The 19,195-nt window shown below is 45.5% G+C and carries 15 protein-coding genes; 2 read left to right on the forward strand and 13 right to left on the reverse strand.

Going from position 1 to position 19,195, the window contains the following annotated elements; genetic code table 11:
* Positions 1-665: 665 nt before the first annotated feature.
* On the reverse strand, positions 666-2,066 hold the full coding sequence (locus ACR0QN_RS10660) for a polysaccharide deacetylase family protein (protein ID WP_432651199.1): 1,401 nt from the start codon (positions 2,064-2,066) through the stop codon (positions 666-668).
* Between the two features lie 36 nt (positions 2,067-2,102).
* A complete protein-coding gene (locus ACR0QN_RS10665; protein WP_432651200.1) occupies positions 2,103-3,806 on the reverse strand; it encodes an EpsG family protein in 1,704 nt (567 codons plus the stop codon).
* A gap of 240 nt (positions 3,807-4,046) precedes the next feature.
* On the opposite strand from ACR0QN_RS10665, the gene ACR0QN_RS10670 reads away from it, so the two are divergent.
* Positions 4,047-5,495 carry an ABC transporter substrate-binding protein gene (locus tag ACR0QN_RS10670; RefSeq protein WP_432651201.1) on the forward strand — a complete coding sequence of 483 codons (1,449 nt, stop codon included), beginning with the start codon at positions 4,047-4,049 and terminating at the stop codon, positions 5,493-5,495.
* Positions 5,496-5,641: 146 nt separating this feature from the next.
* On the opposite strand, the gene ACR0QN_RS10675 is transcribed toward ACR0QN_RS10670, so the two are convergent.
* Positions 5,642-5,827: a hypothetical protein gene (locus ACR0QN_RS10675; RefSeq protein WP_432651202.1), complete on the reverse strand. Its 186-nt coding sequence runs from the start codon at positions 5,825-5,827 to the stop codon at positions 5,642-5,644.
* Between the two features lie 153 nt (positions 5,828-5,980).
* On the opposite strand from ACR0QN_RS10675, the gene ACR0QN_RS10680 reads away from it, so the two are divergent.
* Positions 5,981-8,722: a glycoside hydrolase family 3 protein gene (locus ACR0QN_RS10680; RefSeq protein ID WP_432651203.1), complete on the forward strand. Its 2,742-nt coding sequence runs from the start codon at positions 5,981-5,983 to the stop codon at positions 8,720-8,722.
* Between the two features lie 182 nt (positions 8,723-8,904).
* Here the strand turns inward: ACR0QN_RS10680 and ACR0QN_RS10685 are convergent, their stop codons facing one another.
* The 10 genes from ACR0QN_RS10685 to rbfA all read right to left on the reverse strand — a co-directional run bounded on the left by ACR0QN_RS10685 (position 8,905) and on the right by rbfA (position 19,175).
* A complete protein-coding gene (locus tag ACR0QN_RS10685; protein WP_432651204.1) occupies positions 8,905-9,195 on the reverse strand; it encodes a hypothetical protein in 291 nt (96 codons plus the stop codon).
* 174 nt (positions 9,196-9,369) lie between these two features.
* Positions 9,370-10,830, reverse strand: a complete 1,461-nt coding sequence (locus ACR0QN_RS10690; RefSeq protein ID WP_432651205.1) for a DUF4340 domain-containing protein — start codon at positions 10,828-10,830, stop codon at positions 9,370-9,372.
* A complete protein-coding gene (locus ACR0QN_RS10695; RefSeq protein WP_432651206.1) occupies positions 10,831-12,441 on the reverse strand; it encodes a Gldg family protein in 1,611 nt (536 codons plus the stop codon).
* A 27-nt stretch (positions 12,442-12,468) separates the two neighbouring features.
* The gene (locus ACR0QN_RS10700; protein WP_432651207.1) at positions 12,469-13,176 is read right to left on the reverse strand and encodes an ABC transporter permease; all 708 of its coding nucleotides are present in this window, start codon (positions 13,174-13,176) and stop codon (positions 12,469-12,471) included.
* A complete protein-coding gene (locus ACR0QN_RS10705; protein ID WP_432651208.1) occupies positions 13,176-14,264 on the reverse strand; it encodes an ABC transporter ATP-binding protein in 1,089 nt (362 codons plus the stop codon). Before ACR0QN_RS10705 ends, ACR0QN_RS10700 begins: the two co-directional genes overlap by 1 nt.
* A gap of 192 nt (positions 14,265-14,456) precedes the next feature.
* On the reverse strand, positions 14,457-15,920 hold the full coding sequence (gene gltX, locus ACR0QN_RS10710) for a glutamate--tRNA ligase (protein WP_432651209.1): 1,464 nt from the start codon (positions 15,918-15,920) through the stop codon (positions 14,457-14,459).
* Between the two features lie 27 nt (positions 15,921-15,947).
* Positions 15,948-16,877, reverse strand: coding sequence for a bifunctional riboflavin kinase/FAD synthetase (locus ACR0QN_RS10715; RefSeq protein WP_432651210.1), 930 nt, complete (start codon positions 16,875-16,877; stop codon positions 15,948-15,950).
* Between the two features lie 11 nt (positions 16,878-16,888).
* A complete protein-coding gene (gene truB / locus ACR0QN_RS10720; RefSeq protein WP_432651211.1) occupies positions 16,889-17,800 on the reverse strand; it encodes a tRNA pseudouridine(55) synthase TruB in 912 nt (303 codons plus the stop codon).
* On the reverse strand, positions 17,788-18,768 hold the full coding sequence (locus ACR0QN_RS10725; RefSeq protein WP_432651212.1) for a DHH family phosphoesterase: 981 nt from the start codon (positions 18,766-18,768) through the stop codon (positions 17,788-17,790). The genes truB and ACR0QN_RS10725 overlap by 13 nt, the downstream gene beginning before the upstream one ends.
* 23 nt (positions 18,769-18,791) lie before the next feature.
* Positions 18,792-19,175: a 30S ribosome-binding factor RbfA gene (gene rbfA, locus ACR0QN_RS10730; RefSeq protein WP_432651213.1), complete on the reverse strand. Its 384-nt coding sequence runs from the start codon at positions 19,173-19,175 to the stop codon at positions 18,792-18,794.
* Positions 19,176-19,195 lie beyond the last annotated feature (20 nt).

Consider the following 19,195-nt stretch of genomic DNA (forward strand, 5'->3'; position numbering starts at 1 on the left):
AGTTTCTCCAGCGGATCGCCTAATTCTGTTAATTTCTTGTATCGGTTCTCCTCATCAAAGAACCCTATCTGTCTTATTTTCATATCTCTATTTTACCACTTTTTTTCTTTTTTGTACAGGGGTTTTTAGATGTTACCATATCATATCCTATTCCCTATGAGGACAGACCATAGTCAGTGTGAGCATAAGTCTGTGAAGTGTCGGCATATTCAACAACATTTACACAGTTTCACAATGCTTTTATATGAAAACACGTGATAAACGTTTACGAGTTGTTCGATACGAGCTTACCGAATGGTACGCACTTCATACTTTATTAAAAAAGCAACCTTGTAGAAACGGCTTAAATACATAGTTTCTACAAGGTTGCTTGTTACGTGTATTATCAATGCTACTGACATCATCTCATCGGTAATATACTGAAAAAAATATTATGTTTACGAGTTATATCGATAGGCAGCTTCATCTCCACCAATCAGTTATCGTCAAAAAGACGGTGCAGGAGTCTGTCGGAGTTCTCCGACAGGCTCTTTTCCTTTTCCACAACTAATAGTATATACGGCATATATGTCGATATTGTGATAATCTTGTGACCATATAGTAAATTTTAGCACTCTAAGGCTAAGAGTGCTAAAATTTAATCTTTTTCTAATCTTTCTAATAAATCAAAATCTTACCTCGTCCGCAGTATCAACCGTTTCAAAAGTATATCCCTGACCCCTGATGTAGTCGATAACGTCCTGAAGATATTCTGGGGTCAGCTCAAGCGAATCGTGCATCAGAACCACCTCGTGATCTGCATTTATGCTGTCACGGATATTCTCAAGGCAGCTGTCATATGTAGCGGAAGTGGAAGCGTCAGCAGTAGCGGCATTCCAGTCATAGAATGCAAATCCCCTTTGCTCCATCTCGGCAATGATATCATCGGCGGTGTCACGGTTAAAATTATTATAGCTTCCTCCGGGAAAACGAAAGCACCAGGGCTTCTGCCCCGTAACAGCATAGACCTTTCGGTAAACTCTTGCAAAATCCTCAAGCCAGCTTTCAGTAGAGGAATAAATACCGTCATAATCGTGAGACCAGCTGTGAAGCCCTACCGTGTGACCCTCGTCAGCCACCTGCTTTAAAATATTCTCCTTGCCCTCGATACACCAGCCGGTAATGAAAAATGTAGCCTTTATGTCATTTTCCCTGAGTATCTCAAGTATCTGCGGCGTGTACTTTGAAGGACCGTCATCAAAAGTAAGATACGCCACCTTGCCCTCGGTAACGGAGTATTCCGCTCTTTCGGCAGAAAGCCCGTCATAGCTGTTTCCTTCCTCGGTCATATCATTGTAAAATCTGTCCGTCTCAATGTATCTGAGCAGTTCATTCCACCCCTCGGGAGATATTCCTCCGTCAGCGTCCGTATATTTTTCAAATAATATGCCGTTTTCACCGCATACAAAGGAAACGTCCTTGTAAATAAAATACTCGTCAGGACTTGAGCGGATCCACATATGAAGTGACTCGCTGTATTCGTATATATCGCCCTCGGGTGCATTATCACCCGAAAAAGGCAGCACACTCAGAGGTATCACCATACTTTCGGGAGAAAGCTCACGAAGCTCTTCACCGAGTATAAAAAGCTCACTTCCGTATTTTTCTGCCGAAAGGCTGTTAAGAAGTTCGCCTTCTGTAAACAGAAGATAAATGTATGGCTTGCCTGAAGCCTTTATAAGCTCCCTTACCGTTTTCCCCCCCACTTCGGCAGACAGGATATCATCTGGTCTTGCACCCGGAACGGATATTACATTTTCCTCGGTAAGCAGACCGCAGCTTACCGCCTTGCCGCACTCCCCGTCTCCAATAATAAGAACATCGGCAAGATAACTGCCCTCATTTTCCTCGGTAAGAGGAGAAAAAGTCACGGGAACAGTAGTCTCCTCCTCAGTAACGGTCTCGGAAGCATCGGTAAATTCCTGATAAACAGCAATATAGCTTTCTCTTTCTTCTTCTCCGCTGTCCTGACCGCAGGCAGCAAGGAGGAAAGCGCAGGCGGCAGCAACCATTATTTTTTTACTCAAAAGTCACACCTCCATAATACAGATTTTTTCAAGCCCTTACTCCTCAATGAGGATCTCTCCGTAAAAAGCCGTAGTGTTAGTACAAGTATATTGATAGACTGACGTGTCATAAGTCTGAGCCGCCACAATTTTTTTCAGCTCATTATCAAAAACGGCAAAATTCAGTCCATTGAGATCGGGTGTAAATTTATCATCATCAATATACACCTGCCCTATCTGTTTTTCCGCACGTGAGCCGCCGCTTACCGCCGTAATATAAACAGAATTATCGCAAATTGCCAGTTTTTCTTCGATAACGTTATCAGAGATCGTTTCAAAAATAACCTTGCCTCCGCTGACAACGCCAATATAACTCTGACCGTCCAGCTTGTTGAGATCGGTTTTAAATCCAAGCTTTCTAAGAAGAAATTTTGACGAAATATCAAGGTTATCTCCTGCGTCGCCGTTTACGCAGATAACCGCAGTATAATCTCCTTTACTTATCAGACTCAGATACTGCTGAAGAGTTTTATTCGGAAATATCTTGCGGTAATCCGTGCGAAGCTGCTCTTTTGAGTACTCCGAAGCCGCATTGAATATGGACTCATACGGAAAAACGCCGTGAACGCCCTCGTGAATACACATATCGTTATAAGTGACCGTAACAATAAGAATAACTCCTGTCAGAACAGCCCAAAGTGACTTTCCGTTTTTGAGCACATAGCCGAGAAATTTCCTAACAGCACCCTCGTCAGCCTGATCTTTAAAATGTAAACCTTTCTGACCGTCAGACTTAAATCTTATCTCTTTAAAATGACCGATCATCTCGGGAACGCTAAGAAGAATAAAAATATAAATCGGAAGAGTAAATCGCTCAAGAATAAAATGCTTTGTAATAAAGATCCAAATCAGAAAATTATAGAACAATAAATTCGTCATCACACCCGACTCTGAGCATTTATCTTTCCAGCCTGAAAAATATGCCGCAATTCCCAGTACCATAAAAAAGAATGGGACCAAAAGGTATGTCCAGGACAATCCAACTCCGAGAAATACCGTATTAAGATACTCGGAATAACCGCTTATTACTTTTGTGAGAAGAAATTCAAGTATCTTGTCGGAAAAAGCAAATACCACAGCCGCCGCCGCACCGACAGCAGTATATAACTTTGCAGAGGGCTTGATAAGAGACATAAGATAAACGGGAATAAAGATAAGCACGGACATATGAAAAAGTGAACCTGCCAGCACAAGAAGAATGACCGCCCAATGCTTTTTTTCCCTGATAAAATAATAGCTCAGCAGAACAATGGAAGCCGCAAGGCTCTGTCTCGTAAAATTAAGTGAATTGTAAAAAAATGTCACCGTAAGATACAGCCAGCAGGACAGCCATGGCATTTTGCTGTACTTAATTATAACCAAAGCCACAGGCAGAAGAATAAACAAAGCCATCAGAATATTCAGAATAAGATAATCTCCGCCCAGAAGCTTTGCTATCTCCATAATAACGGTGTATCCTATCTCAAACTTCCTGTCTGCAAATCTTTCAGCCAGGCTCTGACTGCTTGAAACAAATTCGTAAAAGAAGTACCTGTAATTGAAGAAGTCATTTCCTATCCCATATCGGAAAGCCGACATCAGGAACATATATCCGAAAACAATACATACGTAAATGATATTTTTTTTCGTGGACGGCTTTCTTATGCATAAAGGATATGCCAGCCCGAGAATAAGCGCCATAAGTATATAGTAGACCGCCATTTAAACTGTCCTTTCGTATTATCTGATACAATATGATTTAATTATACCATATCTGCGTTCTTACGTCAATGTCAATACAGCATTTTTTCTTGTCAAAAATGAACAATTTAGTCATAGCAAAATGTACATCTGAAAACGTTGACATAGCCTGTATTTTATGTTATAATAACTAAAAAGTTATTTGTACCGAAAATTATTATCACCCAAAACATCACGATTATTTTTGAAAGGACGATAGCTATGAACAAACTCAGACGAATGATCGCAGGCGTTTCTGCACTTGCACTTGCCGCTTCCTTTACAGGCTGTGCAGGCGGTTCGGAAAATGCGGAGACCTCCGAGACCACTATGGAGACAACCACCGCCCTCACCGTTGAGATCAATACCGAAACTCTCTCCGAAGAGGAACAGGGCACAATGGATAATGTTGCCGACCTTCTCCCTGACGTAGAGCTTGAGAATAAAAATATCAAGTGGTTCTCATTCTATGACCCCTTTAACGCCTCCACCTCGGGAAATACAAAATCCCTTTCCCTTGAGCTTTTCGAGTCCAAATACGGCGGGACCATCGAATATATCCCCACCACCTGGGCACAGAGATTTACAGACCTTTCCACAAATATCCTGGGCGGCACGGGTATCGACTTTATAGCAGGCGGCGACCTTGACTCCTTCCCCAAGGGCGTTCCCAACGGTCAGTTTGAAGCCTACGATCAGTACGTTGACTTTGACTCCGAGCTTTGGAGCTCTGTAAAGGAGCTTAACGACCGGTTCGAGTTAAAGGGAAAGCACTACCTTATGGCAACTCAGGCAACTGCAGGCGAAGTTGTGATCTACAACCGCCAGACAATTGAAGCGCAAGGCTTTGACGATCCCGCAGAGCTTCTTGAAAAAGGCGAATGGAACTGGACAGCATTCAAAGAAATGCTTCTTTCCTACGTTGACAATGACAGCGAGCAGTACGGACTCGACGGCTGGTTCAATGAAAAGCCGCTTATGCTTTCCGGCGGAATAGCCCCCGTAGAGCTTAAAGACGGCAAGCTTGTGGACAATCTTTACGACCCTCGCCTTGAGAAAACAATGAATTTTATGTATGAGCTTAATCAGAACGGTCTTGTTCTTGACAAGAACCTGTTCAACTGGTCTGTTCACCCCGAGTTCATCGGTGAAGGCAAGGAGCTTTTCTACATAAGCGGAATATACGCTCTTGAGGGCGCACCCGATATCTGGACAGTATCCTACGGAGATCCCGAGGACGTTATGTTCGTGCCCATTCCCAAAGCAGATGACACCGATAAATACTACCTCCCCGCAGGACTTGACGCATATATGCTCTGTAAGGGCGCACAAAATCCCGAGGGCGTCGCAAGATTTATGGAATGTATCATCGCTTCGACATACGACGAAAACGCCGTAGCAATTGCCGACCAGAAACTCAAAGACGTTTACGGCTGGACAGACGAAATGGTTGAGATGAGACATAAGGTAAATGACCTTACCGCCGAAAATCCTATGTATTCCATTCACACAGGCTGCCCCACCGACCTTTACAATATTCTGGACAGCGGCGAATACGGAATACGTGCACCTTTCTACGGACTTGACTGGCCCTCTGTAAGAGACTCCCTTGCAGATGCAGCAGGTGTACTCATCGACGAGTTCAATCAGTCATTGGATAATATGGAATAAAGCAAGATTTTAAAACTAAGGGAGCTGCCGCAATCGCCGCAGCTCCTTTTCTTTATGCAAATTATAGCACATCTGTGCCAATTTGTCAATAGTAAAACAGAACAAATTATCGTCACAGTCTTTGTTTAATTAGCACATATATTTTTTTACATATGAGCGATCCTGTCCACATAAGCCTGCATCTCTTTTTTCGACCTTACCGAATGAGTTCCCTCAATGAGCTGCCTGCGCTGCTCATCTGTCATAGCGGAAAATCTGGTCATTGCATCACTATTCTGTGCCAGAGCCATTCCAAATCCCAGAGGGATATCCTTGCCATTAACGAAATTCATATATCACCATTCCTTTTATTACAATTTTTTCACCGTTCTTTATTTATTTTTCATTGACCGAAAAACCCCGATGTGGTATACTGTTTTCGGACAACAAAAACAATTTTATTTTCACCCTCTACATTAAATTTATGCAGAAAGGAAAATTTTACTATGAGCAAAAAAATACTTGACTGGAATGAATATATCGAAAAGTCTGCGGAGACAGTCTCCGAGGGAATAGTAATGCTCAGAAACGAAAATAACGCTCTCCCCCTATCCCCCGATGAGGAGGTAGCCGTTTTCGGACGTATACAGCTTCACTACTACAAAAGCGGCACAGGCTCGGGCGGACTTGTAAACGTGAGCAAGGTCATTGGCGTTACCGACGGACTTATTGAACGTGGCATAAAGATCAACGAGGAACTGCTTGAGGTCTACAAGAAATGGGACGAACAAAATCCCTTTGATATCGGAGCAGGCTGGGGTCAGGAACCCTGGTCACAGACAGAAATGCCCGTTGAGGACAGCCTTGCGGCGCATATTGCCGAAAAATGCTCTTCCGCTATTGCAATAATCGGCAGAACCGCAGGCGAGGAACAGGACAACCGCAATGTAAAAGGCGCCTATCTCCTCAGCGACGGCGAGGAGCAGATGCTTGCTGCTGTAAGAAAGCATTTCAAGAAGCTTATCGTCCTGCTGAACGTAGGCGGCATTATTGATATGAGTTTTGTAAGCAGATACTCCCCCGACGCCGTATTGTACATATGGCAGGGCGGAATGGTAGGCGGTCTGGGAACAGCCGACGTGCTTACGGGAAAGGTCTCCCCCTCTGGAAAGCTGCCCGACACCATCGCATACTCCGTTTCCGATTACCCCTCGGACAAGTATTTCGGCGATACCGAAAGGAATTTCTATTCCGAGGATATTTACGTTGGCTACAGATATTTCGAGACATTTGCCCCCGAAAGGGTAATGTACCCCTTTGGTTTCGGACTTTCATACACAGAATTTGAAATAAAGCTCCTTTCCTCTCAGATATTGGCTGATAAAGCACATCTGACCGTTTCCGTTAAAAACATCGGCACCGTAAGCGGCAAGGAAGCAGTTCAGCTTTATGCCTCTGCACCACAGGGCAGTCTTGGAAAGCCTGCAAAGATTCTCTGCGGATATGAAAAGACAAAGCTCCTTGCCCCCTCCGAGGAACAGGAAGTAACCTTTGATATAAACTTCTCCGACCTCGCCTCCTATGACGATTCGGGAGCAGCCGGACACCGCTTCTGTTATGTGCTTGAAAAGGGCGAATATAAATTTTTCTGCGGTACAGACGTAAGAAGCTGTGAAGAATATCTCTCTGTTGTAATTCCCGAAACAAAAACAGTAAAGCAGGCAAAACAGGCAATGGCACCCGTCCTGCCCTTTAAACGAATGAAGCCCGTTGCGGAAAACGGAAAGCTTGCAGTCGGATTTGAGGACGTTCCCCTTTCGGAAATAAACGAGACCGCACGCCGCATTGATGCCCTTCCCACCGAACTTCCCTATACGGGAGACAAGGGCATAAAGCTTGCGGACGTAAGAAACGGAAAGAACACTCTTTCGGAATTCATCGCCCAGCTTTCGGACTATGACCTCTCCTGCATAATCAGAGGAGAAGGAATGGGCAGTCCCCGTGTGACCCCGGGCACCGCATCCGCATTCGGCGGAGTTGCCGACAGCCTGACAGGATTTGGTATTCCCTGCGGCTGCTGCTCAGATGGTCCCTCTGGTATGAGACTGGACTGCGGCACAAAGGCGTTCAGCCTGCCAAACGGCACCCTTATCGCCTCCACATTCAACAAATCCCTTGTCACCGAGCTTTTTAAGCTTATGGGAAGGGAAATGTCCGCAAATAAGGTGGACTGCCTTTTAGGACCCGGAATGAACATTCATCGCCACCCCCTCAACGGCAGGAACTTTGAATATTTCTCCGAGGATCCCTATCTTTCGGGAACCATCGCCGCTGCCGAACTTATGGGACTTCACTCTGAGGGCGTAACGGGAACTATAAAGCACTTCTGCGGAAACAATCAGGAAACCAACAGACATAATATCGACTCTGCCGTTTCAGAAAGAGCCTTGAGAGAAATATATCTCAAAGGCTTCGAGATTGCCGTTCGTGAAGGCGGCGCAGATTCCATTATGACAAGCTATAACTCCGTAAACGGTCTCTGGTCAGCAGGAAACTACGACCTCTGCACCACGATACTTCGTGATGAATGGGGCTTTAAGGGCTTTGTTATGACCGACTGGTGGGCAAATATAAACGAGCGTGGAAAGCCTGTTGACAAATCCGATTTTGCGGCAATGGCAAGAGCGCAGAACGACGTTTATATGGTCTGCGCAGACGGCGGAAAAAATAACGACAATACCCTTGCTTCTCTTGAAAACGGCACTCTGACCCGAGCAGAGCTTCAGCGAAACGCTGCCAACATCTGCACATTCCTTCTTGGCACACACGCAATGGACAGACTTTGCGGCATAACAGAAGAAGTTGAGATCATAAACCGCCACGATGAAAACCTCTCCGACAGCTCCGAGGAAGTTACTTTCTATAATCTTGACGGAACACTCGTAATCGACGGCAGCGATATCCGCACCGACCGTGGCAGCGACTTCATATTTGCCCTTGACGTATCCGATCTTGGACTGTACCGCATAATCCTGACAGGCAGCTCCGAGCAAAGCGAGCTGGCGCAGATACCCGTTACCGTATTCAGTATGGGAACCCCCTGCGGCTCATTTACCTGGAACGGTACAGGCGGCCTCCCCGTTTCCTTTGAGTGCAGCACAAACTGCTTCTCACGCTTTACCACCATAAGAGTATATTTTGCTCAGAGCGGTCTCAAGCTTCACAGCATTAAGATCGAAAAGGCATAAAATTTCTCCGTCCCGAAAAAAATCGGGGCGGAGTTTTTCGCATATACAAAAAGGCTGTCCGAAAAGGGGGAGCCCCCTTGAGCAATTCGCAGGTTACTCTGCAAACGCTCAAAGTGGGCGGCTCGGTACCGTTAAAACTTCTTTATCGGTACTTCCCTAAAACTCTGACAGCCTTTATCATTTTATCTTGAAAGCCACGCATAAGCGATATCAAGCGCCTCGTAAAGACTGCTTTTCTCACTCTGCTTGATGATAGCCTCAACAGGATTAAGCTTTTCATCGGTAGCCATCTTGTAGATCTTTACCTTGCTGGCAACGTCAAGATCGCCGACCTTAGTTTTCTCCATAATCTGCATCATAATAACATAGGGGTCGTACATATTGCCGTAATAGATCTGATCGCCTTTTCTCACCAGAGGATAACCCTTATAGGTAAAGAAATCTGTCTTTTTTGTTTCTGCTGCGTCACTCATAGATGTTCCTCCTTATAAATTAGTCTAAGCCTGCAAATCTTCTTTAAAACATTATAACACAAAAATACAGAAAAATCAAGTAGTTTTTTAACATTTTTATAATTTTTTCCAAAAAGATATTGCCGACCGAATATTTTTATTTTAACAGATCCGAAATGCGTATTCTGTCGTATCTTACCAGGTGGAAACTATTTTTTCACCGTTCAGCAGATGCTCTACATTGTCTAAAAGACGGTTCACATAAGCCGTTCTGCATTTGAAGCTGGTTCTGCCGTTAAGTCTGATAATGGATTTTCTGTCGGCAGAATTTATAAATTCTATCTTATCCACACCATACTCGTGGCTGATAGTAACGGTAATATCCGCAGGATCCGAGCAGTTTTCAAGATACAGCTCCTCGGCAGGTGCACGAAGGATATACTGATAAAAATCCTTGAAATTGTCCGTAGTAACGTCTTTATCGTCGCACTCGACCTTGAAATCGTCCTTTCCGCCGCTGAGAGTAAAGAGCGTGCCGGTGTCGGCGGTCTCTATCTCAATGGTGTTGATGGAGTAGATATAAGTGCTTGTTATCATACTCATCGTAATGTCAAGAGGCATTACAGTCGCCCAGGGAAGAATGCTGTAGTCAAACATATAAATAATATCAATGCCGTCAGCATAGCAGTATCTTCCGAGAGTCTTTCCGTTTTCATCAACGTACTCGTTGCCCATAAGCAGATAAAAATCTCCGCCTGTGATATCAAAGCTTACCTCGCCGTAAGGGTCTGCAAGGCCGTACTGAGCCATTATCTCATCTGTAGGCGCAGCCACAGCTATCTCGGTAGCTGTAAGATTGAAAACGCTGTTTATAACATTGTACGACGTGTCGGGATTAAGGTCAAGGCTTACGGGGCTTGTCATAACATGACTTGAGGAGTTGCCGTATATCGCATCCGGGTCGTCCTGGCGCACATCATATTCAAGTACTATATCGTAATCAATGTCCTTTCGTGAAATGGTAATGCTTGTTATCTTGGAATAATCCGTAGTATCGTTTTCGTCCTCTGCCTGCTTCTGAGTGTAAACAGTTTTTGCGAGGAAATAAAATCTGTCATTTAAGAATATATCAACATCGGAAGATTTTACCGCATAAACGGTATTCTCTCCCTTGAAAGCTGCGTAGCAAAGGCCGTCCGAAGGAGACTCGTTTCCGATAAGCAGCTCCTTCACATCGGAACCGCCGCCGAAGGTCACAGTTACCTCCGCACGGGGAGCGTCAAGGCCGTAAACGGACATATCCTCTGCCTTTTCCGCCGCCACCTGCTGAGATGTGAGGGTAGCCGCACTTGAACAGATATCGTCAACCGCAGCAGCGCTGTGAGGAAGCCCGATAAAATCTGCAACGAACCAGGAACTGTCGTTGTACTTTACAACATCGTACTCCCCCGAGCTGTTTGAAACGTGGATATTATCTATCTGAGCAGGGTCCTTGTCATAAAGCAGCTTTGAGAGAGTTTCGGAAGCTGAGGTAGTTTCCTCTGCTGTCTCCTCTGGCTCTTCCGAACCGCTCATAACACTCAGCAGAATAACTGCAGCGGCAAGAACGGCAAGCACAACAGCGCCAATTATCAAAAGCTTAACATTGGATCTCATTTACTTGCGTCTCCTTCTGATAAATACCACCGCACCGATGATAAGAACAACAACGGGAACGATAACGATAAACAGGATAAAGTATCTGTTTGCAGTACCCTGATCAATATCAAAGCTGTCAGAGCCAAGGTCCTTTGCAACGATAGAAATACCGCTGTTCTTTCCTGCCATTGTGTTTACAACTGAAACAAAGTAATCGCCGTTGTTGAAATAAGTGGTGGAAGTGAAGCTTTCGTCAAGAGTCTCCGAAGAACCGATAACAAGCACGTTGCTGAATATCATATTGTCGTTCTCGTCAAAGGTATGCTTTCTTCCGAGAGCCATAGTGGTCTGAACGCCGTACTGAATACCGGAGGTATCGCCGTTCTTGATCGCCTGCTGGATCTCGTCGGTCATAATGAAAGCGGTATCTTTTGTCTGAAGAAGAGCAACGGTGCTTCTTGTATCCTTTGTATCAAAAAGGAGCGTAAGGGGTCTGGACTGGAAATCTATCACAGGCAGAGCCGCAGAAGCAAGATTTGTTGAATAATCATTCTCGGCAATATAATCTCTGATAACATAGAGATTTTGGCTCTGAAGATTATTAACATCGCTGTCGGCAACAATGCCGTTTTCAACACGAATTCCCCATTCCTCAAGGAATGTGTTGATATTAGAAGTAGTTTTCTGACTGTAATCCGCAAAATAGATAAGGCTCTTGCCCAGCTTGCCGTCATTGTCAAGGAAAGCGTAGAGCATATCTATGATCGAGGAGTCATAATCGTTAAGAGGTGCGTTTATCACAACAATATCCGTATCCTCGGGAATAGTTCCCGAAAGAGGATCCATCTCGCTGACCTCATAGCCGTTTGCGGAAAGAAGGTTGAATACATTGTCATAGGAAGTACCCGAAGTCTCGCTGTTAAATACAACAGCCTTGATGGGATCGGGGTCGGTGACATACATAATAGCGGAAGTGATCTCCTGCTCCGCCTTTGAAGAAACGGGAACAGTCACATAGGAAAAGCTGCTGTAATCAAACTGTGACTCGGTGTTGTACAGATCCTGTATGCCGAAAACCTTGATACGGCCGTTAGCCTCGTTTTCGACCACAATGCTGTACTGGCTTATCTCGCCCTTGTATGACTCCTTGTAACGCTCAGCATAGATAGGGTCGGAAACCATATCCACAAACTGAAGGTTTATATAATCGCTGTAAATGGAATATTTTTTCAGCACCTCATACGCCTGCTTGTAGTAGATATATGTGGCAGTCTGAAAGGTAAGCTCATCTGAGAGACAAACTATATTTACAGGCTGATCTAAAGTTGCAAGGTAGTCGATAGTCTGCTGAGATATCTCGAAATTGCCGTTAGTGGTAAGGTCGATGGACATATTGACCTTGTCCGAAGCAATGTTCACAATAACATTCACAAGCACCACGATAGCCACCACGATAAGGGTAATTGCAGCGGCAATAGAACCGTATTTGAGCTTTCTTTTGTTGAAGCCGCCCTTTTTCTTAGGGGCATTTTCGGAAGCAGCCGCAGTTTCGGAAACAGCAGTTTCGGCTGTCTCATTTGCAGGAGCTACGTCTGCATTTATTTCAGCTTCTTTTTTATTCTTAGCCATTTTATTCATTCCTTTCAGTTAAAATCCTCAGCTCCAGCGGCGGCGCTCAAGCACCCTTACCGTAAGGAAATTGAAAATAAATATAACGCTGATAAAGAATACAACGCTGGTGATATTAAGGATACCCTGAGTAAATTCGGTGTATCTGTTATAGAAGCCCACAGCCACCATTACCTTCTTGAGAGGAGCAATGGTAACGCTTGAAGCGAAAACATCTATCATATACAGCAGGAAGTTGATGAGCAGGCTGATAATAGCTGCAACGATCTGTATCTCCGTAAGTGACGACACAAAAAGGCCGATGGAAATAAAGGATGTACCTACAAGAAGAAGTCCCACGAAATTTCCGATAACAGTCGCCCAGGGAAGAGTGCCTGCAAGGCTGTAAAGCACTAAAACATAAGGAATGTAAATTGCCATTCCGATAAGAAAAACAGTAGCTGCGGCAAAGAATTTGCCAAGAACAATTTCCGCAAGATTAACGGGAGCCGTAAGAAGCCCCTGATCGGTCTTCTGCTTCTTCTCATCAGACATAAGCCTCATTGTAAGCAGGGGTATAAAAAGCATTATTATCATAAATATGCCGAGAAATGCGTAGGACATATCGGTGGTCGCACCCATAATGTTGTTTCCCACAAAATAAAATGCGCTTATCACATAAAAAATAGCAAGATAGATATATGCGATGGGCGATGTGAAAAATGCCTTCATTTCTCTTTTATAAATTGCACCCATTATTCTTCTCCTCCGTCGCTTTCACTTTCGGTCTCTGCGCCGTCATCTGATTTTTTCATCTGACTTACAGCGTCTGCTGCCAGAACAGCGCCCGAGACCTGTTCCATAAGCTCTCTCTGAGTTTTTTCGTCCACAGGCTTTGCGCCAACCTTGACGTCGCTGCCCATAGTTATCTTGAGGAAGATATCCTCGAGGGTCATTTCATTTGATTTAAGACCAAGCATATACCAGTTGCGCTCCGCAAGACGCTTGAAAAGATCACGTCTGATATCAGATTTCTCCTCCACCTCTATCTCGTAATCATAAATACCCGGCTCTCTTTCCATTTCGGCGGTAACGTCCTCAACGCCCTTGATACCCTTGATAAGCTTGATGACCTCCTCACGGGGACCGTCAATTCTTGCTGTGTATCTCAGATCGTCGGAAACAGTCTTTGTAAGATTTTCGGTAGTGTCGTCCGCAACAATTTCGCCCTTGTTAATGATAACGATACGGTCGCAGACAGCCTGTATCTCCGAAAGGATATGGGAGGAAAGAATGACTGTGTGCTTCTTGCCCAGCCTTTTGATAAGATTTCTGATATCAAGTATCTGCTTGGGGTCAAGACCGACTGTAGGCTCGTCAAGAATAAGTATCTTAGGGTTACCGATAAGCGCCTGAGCCATACCCACACGCTGTCTGTAGCCCTTTGAAAGGTGCTTTATGAGCCTGTTATAAACGTCTGTGATCTTAACCAGCTTGCACACATCGTCAATGTGAGCCTCTCTCGGTATCTTGCACTTTTTCAGATCGTAAACGAAATTCAGATATTCCTTAACGGACATATCGGGATAAAGAGGAGGTATCTCGGGAAGATAGCCTATCTCCTTCTTAGCGGCGGTGGGGTTGTCCAGAATATCTATGCCGTTTATAAGCACCTCTCCGTCGGTGGAAGAGATATAACCGGTAAGGATATTCATAGTGGTGGATTTTCCTGCACCGTTAGGTCCGAGAAAGCCAAGTATCTCGCCATCGTTTACGGTAAAGGAAATGTTGTCCACAGCCTTTTTTGCTCCGTACTGCTTGGTAAGGTTTTTGACCTCTATCATTTTTCAGATCATTCCTTTCTGAGAGCTTTGCCTTTTCATTCAAAAGCCAAGGCAGCATAAACAGCCGCCCCAAAATGAAAAATCATCAGTATTACATAAATTTTACCGTGTTAATGTGAAAGTCACGTGATAATACAGCGTAAGCGGTGAAAAATGATGATTTTCCTATCGCTTTACGCTGTATCGTCGAAATTATTTCTCAAGCTTCGCAATTGCAGCTTTAACTCTTTCGATAGTTACATCTTTGCCGAGAACAGCCGCAAGCTCGATTCCGCCGCCGGGAGTAAGAGGCTTGCCCGAAAGCGCAACTCTAAGAGGCCAGAGCATAAAGCCGTTCTTAACGCCCTGCTTCTCGATCTCGGCAAATGCAGCAGCGTGGATATTCTCCTCGTTCCACTCTGTAACGCCCTCAAGAACGGGAAGGAGCATTTTCAGAGCCGCAAGACCTGTCTCGGGATTTGTTTTCATCTTCTTGTTGAAGTAAAGCTCCTCGGTGTACTCGGGCATCTCGTCAATGAAATCCACCTTTTCGGGAATATCGGTGAGCAGCTCTGTACGGGGCTGAAGAGTATTTATAAGCACGTCAATGTCGATATCCTCACGCTTGCAGGTCTGACGGATATAAGGAAGTGCAAGAGCCTTGAATTCATCGTGGGAAAGTCTTCTCAGGTGCTCAGCATTTATCGCCTTCATCTTAACGATATCAAATACCGCAGGAGACTTGGAAAGTCCGCTTATATCAAACTCCTCCACAAGCTCGGAAAGGGAGAATATCTCGTTCTCGCCCTTGGGCGCCCAGCCCAGGAGCGCAATGTAGTTGATGATAGCGGGAACATAGAAGCCCTTCTCAACAAAATCACCGAAATAAGCGTCTCCGTCACGCTTGGAGAGCTTGTGCTGAGCGTCTCTCATAATATGCTCAACGTGAATGTACTGAGGAACTTCCCAGCCAAATGCCTCGTAAAGCAGGTTATATTTGGGCGCAGAGGAAAGATACTCGTTTCCTCTTACAACGTGGGTAATGCCCATAAGGTGGTCGTCGATAACGTTGGCAAAGTTATATGTGGGCATACCGTCAGCCTTGATAAGTATCTGATCGTCAAGGATAGTGTTTTCAACGGTGATATCGCCGTAAAGCACATCGTGGAAGGTGGTGCTGCCCTCGAGAGGCATTTTCTGTCTGATAACATAAGGAGTGCCTGCGTCAAGCAGTCTCTGTACCTCCTCAGCAGGCAGGTCACGGCAATGACGGTCGTACATCATATTTGAAACCTTTGCTTCCTGCTGAGCCTTGTGGAGAGCGTCGATCCTCTCCTTGGTGCAGAAGCAGTAATATGCGTGACCCGACTCAACAAGCTTTAAAGCATATTCCTTGTACAGAGCCATTCTCTCCGACTGAATATAAGGACCAACGGGACCGCCGATATCGGGGCCTTCGTCCCAGTTAAGACCGCATACTCTCAGGGTGTCGTAAATCTTCTCAACAGCGCCCTCAACGTATCTTTCCTGATCGGTGTCCTCGATTCGGAGAATAAAGTCTCCACCGTATTTTTTTGCAATGATATAAGTATAAATAGCAGTACGCAGATTACCGATATGCATAAAACCTGTGGGGCTTGGCGCAAAACGAGTGCGTATTCTCTTTGAAACGTCCATTGTAAGCAAGTTCCTTTCAGTTAATTTTTATATCAAGGGCAAAGGGGCTTCGGGAGCCGACATTACCCGTTTTACATCGCTGTTTATCTGAGCTTTAAGCTCGTCCGTATTGTTAAAACGCTTTTCGGGGCGGATAAAATCGCAAAGTCTCACAACTATCTCCCTGCCGTAAATATCCCCCGAAAATCCGGGAAAATGAGTTTCCGCCAGAGGGATATTCGAGCTGTCGACTGTAGGCTTTACGCCGATATTGGTAATACCTCTGTACACTTTACCGTCAAGCTCCGCATATGAAGCGTAGACCCCGAATCGGGGCATAACATTTTCCTCGGACATTCGCTGGTTTGCGGTGGGAAAATTCATCTGCCTGCCGAAACGATTTCCGTGTATCACTCTGCCCGTAATGGCGTAATTATGACCGAGAAGGAGATTTGCGGACCTGATATCACCCTCGGAAATATATTTTCTGATATCAGCCGAGCATATCCTTATTCCATTTTCGGTAACATCGTCAACCACGCAGAGCCTCATTCCAAAATGTGCGCATATTTCTTTCAGTCCATCTGCCGAGCAGGCAGCGTTTTTCCCGAAGCGGAAATCCCTGCCGCATACCACGATACGAGCACCCAGTACTCCGCACAGTATCTTTTCCGCAAACTCCTCGGGACTCATATCTCTCACATCGGCAAAATCTGGAATGAACACATATTCGGCGCCCTCTCTTTCCAGCAGAACAAGCTTTGTCTCATCGCTGTAAATGGGGCGGTAGCCGCTGCCCTTAGTGTTTATCGTACCTGTTTTAAAGGTGCAGACCGCAGGGGCAAGACCGTTTTTTTTCGCTTCCTCCGCCGCCTTGTCAATGACCGCCCTGTGACCTCGGTGTACTCCGTCAAATATACCCAGAGCGGCAGCAGTTCCCCTGCCGTTCATCTTAAAGCCGGGCGACAATTCTATCAAAACATATCACCTCAGAAAAAGTTCTTTTCGACCCTCAAAAGCCGTTCCGAAGGAATTATAACGGCAGTCCCGATAAAGCCCGAAACGCCGTATACCGCATATCTTTCGCTGTTCTCGACTTCTTTGTTCACCCTGTCAATGTCAAGACGAACGCCGTTTCGGTACATTTTCTCCTGCGCCTCGCTGAGACGGACTTTAGGCAGATATCCGAAAACCTCCGCAACGGGCAGCAGAAAAGAGGAGAAATCCCCTCCCCTGTCAGCTTCCTGTTGAAGCTGCTCAAGTGTAACACAGTCGGACAGGAAAAATCCGCAGGCAGCAGTCCTGACCAGCGAAGTCATTATACCGCCGCAGCCCAAAGCCTCACCAATATCGTTAATAAGCGTGCGTATATAAGTACCCTTGGAGCAGGCTATCTCAAGCCGTCCCGAGCGTTTTTCCTCGTCATATTCAAGGATATCAAGCCTGTAAACGGTTATTGGCCTTGGCTTTCGCTCAACGATAACTCCCTGCCTTGCAAGCTCATAGAGCCGCTTTCCGTTTACGGAAACAGCGGAATACATAGGCGGTATCTGCATAATATCGCCCTTAAACCGCTCCGCCGCCTTTTCAAGAGCATTTCTGCTCACGGGAATGTCACTTCCGGAAATCACCTTTCCCGCAGAGTCCTGTGTATCGGTAACAATGCCGAGCTGAAAGCCGGCTTCGTACACCTTGTCGTGGTCGGGGAGCATTTCGCTTGCCTTTGCGGCGCTTCCCGCAAAAACAGGCAGAACGCCCGTAGCCATAGGGTCAAGCGTTCCTCCGTGTCCCAGCCTGCGCATTTTAAGGATACCTCTCATTTTTGCGATAACGTCAAAGGAGGTAAAACCCGCAGGCTTGTTCACGCAGATAATTCCGTTAAGCTCATTTACGACAGCCATAGATCAAACCCCATTGCAGGCGCAATTACCGACAAAAGCTTCAGCTTCACCTGAGAAAGGTCTCCCTCAACGGTGCAGCCTGCGGCTCTCATATGTCCGCCGCCGCCAAGCTTTGCACAAATGTCCGAAACATTCACGCTTTCAGCACTTCTCATCGACACCTTGAATTTATTAGGCTCCTTTTCTTTAATGGTAACGCCAACCTCAACGCCCTCTATCTGCATTGGGATAGAAGCAAGCCCCTCAAACTCCTCCTGGGCAAGCCCCGTTTCTTTGACAGTCTCGGCGGTAACGGCTATCATAGCGCATTTATCGTCAAGATAGGTCTCAAGGTTGTTGATGACATACTGCTCAACCATAAATCTCGCCTTGCTCTTGATATCAAAAAGCTGGCGGTTAATTTTAGCAAAGGGAATACCATAGCCCATAAGCTCGGCAGCTATCATATGCGCCTTGGGAGTGGTATTTTCGAACTTAAAGCAGCCCGAATCGGTTGCAATACCTGTGTAAAGGCAGGCAGCTACCTGCTTGTCGATGGGCATATTACCCTCTTTAAGCACCTGATATATAAGTTCGCAGGCAGCGGTGGCATTCCCGTCAAGAAGAAGCCTTGCGGCATATTTCGTATTGGAAATGTGATGGTCTATAGCAATATCCACATAATCACCGTAGACCTGCAGCTCTCTGCCGAACAGAGTCGTATCCGCCAGATCCACCGTTACGATGGTCTGGGGAGTAAACTTCATTGGAACGTAATCGCCGTAAAGAAAGCTGTATCTTTTCGGAAAGGGGTCGGAGCAGAGAACATTCGCCTTTTTCCCCATTGCCCGCAGAGCGAAGCAAAGTCCGAAACCGCTTCCCATAGCGTCTCCGTCGGGACTTAAATGAGTAAGGATATAAAAATTGTCGTTTGTTTTCAGAAAACCTGCAGCGTCTGCAATGCTTATGTTCTGAGCTTTTCCATTCATACTCCTCGCCTCTCCTTTGTATTTTATTCTTCCTCGTCTCCGTCAGCTTCCTTGTCTCCGGGGATGTCCATATCTTCAAGCATTTTCGCAATTTCAGCGGAATGCTCGATGGAATCATCGGCAATGAATTTCAGCTCGGGACACTTTTTCAGATGAAGCTTGTTGGAAATTTCCTTCCTTATCATCCAGGAAGCGCTCTCAAGCCCCTTTACGGCATTCTTGGAAGCCTCCATACCGTCAAGATGGGAAATATACACCTTGCAGTGGGAATTATCCCCCGAAAGCTCGGTGCGGACTACTGAAACCAGTCCGAATTTCACTCTCGGGTCCTTGATGCGCTCGCATATGAGACCCGAAATTTCTCTTTTAATATCCTCGGATAATCTTGCGTTTTTAAAATTAGGCATATCTAAGCCGCCTTTCTGTT

The sequence above is a fragment of the Huintestinicola sp. genome (genome assembly GCF_050874005.1).
In the GTDB taxonomy this organism is placed as follows: Bacteria; Bacillota; Clostridia; order Oscillospirales; family Ruminococcaceae; genus Huintestinicola.

Coding starts and splice junctions, on each gene's coding strand:
- truB (WP_432651211.1), bottom strand. CDS start 17,800: ATGGCTGTCGTAAATGAGCTTAACGGAATTATCTGCGTGAACAAGCCT.
- ACR0QN_RS10665 (WP_432651200.1), bottom strand. CDS start 3,806: ATGGCGGTCTACTATATACTTATGGCGCTTATTCTCGGGCTGGCATAT.
- ACR0QN_RS10690 (WP_432651205.1), bottom strand. CDS start 10,830: ATGAGATCCAATGTTAAGCTTTTGATAATTGGCGCTGTTGTGCTTGCC.
- ACR0QN_RS10695 (WP_432651206.1), bottom strand. CDS start 12,441: ATGGCTAAGAATAAAAAAGAAGCTGAAATAAATGCAGACGTAGCTCCT.
- ACR0QN_RS10700 (WP_432651207.1), bottom strand. CDS start 13,176: ATGGGTGCAATTTATAAAAGAGAAATGAAGGCATTTTTCACATCGCCC.
- ACR0QN_RS10680 (WP_432651203.1), top strand. CDS start 5,981: ATGAGCAAAAAAATACTTGACTGGAATGAATATATCGAAAAGTCTGCG.
- ACR0QN_RS10670 (WP_432651201.1), top strand. CDS start 4,047: ATGAACAAACTCAGACGAATGATCGCAGGCGTTTCTGCACTTGCACTT.
- ACR0QN_RS10725 (WP_432651212.1), bottom strand. CDS start 18,768: ATGAATGGAAAAGCTCAGAACATAAGCATTGCAGACGCTGCAGGTTTT.
- rbfA (WP_432651213.1), bottom strand. CDS start 19,175: ATGCCTAATTTTAAAAACGCAAGATTATCCGAGGATATTAAAAGAGAA.
- gltX (WP_432651209.1), bottom strand. CDS start 15,920: ATGGACGTTTCAAAGAGAATACGCACTCGTTTTGCGCCAAGCCCCACA.
- ACR0QN_RS10685 (WP_432651204.1), bottom strand. CDS start 9,195: ATGAGTGACGCAGCAGAAACAAAAAAGACAGATTTCTTTACCTATAAG.
- ACR0QN_RS10675 (WP_432651202.1), bottom strand. CDS start 5,827: ATGAATTTCGTTAATGGCAAGGATATCCCTCTGGGATTTGGAATGGCT.
- ACR0QN_RS10705 (WP_432651208.1), bottom strand. CDS start 14,264: ATGATAGAGGTCAAAAACCTTACCAAGCAGTACGGAGCAAAAAAGGCT.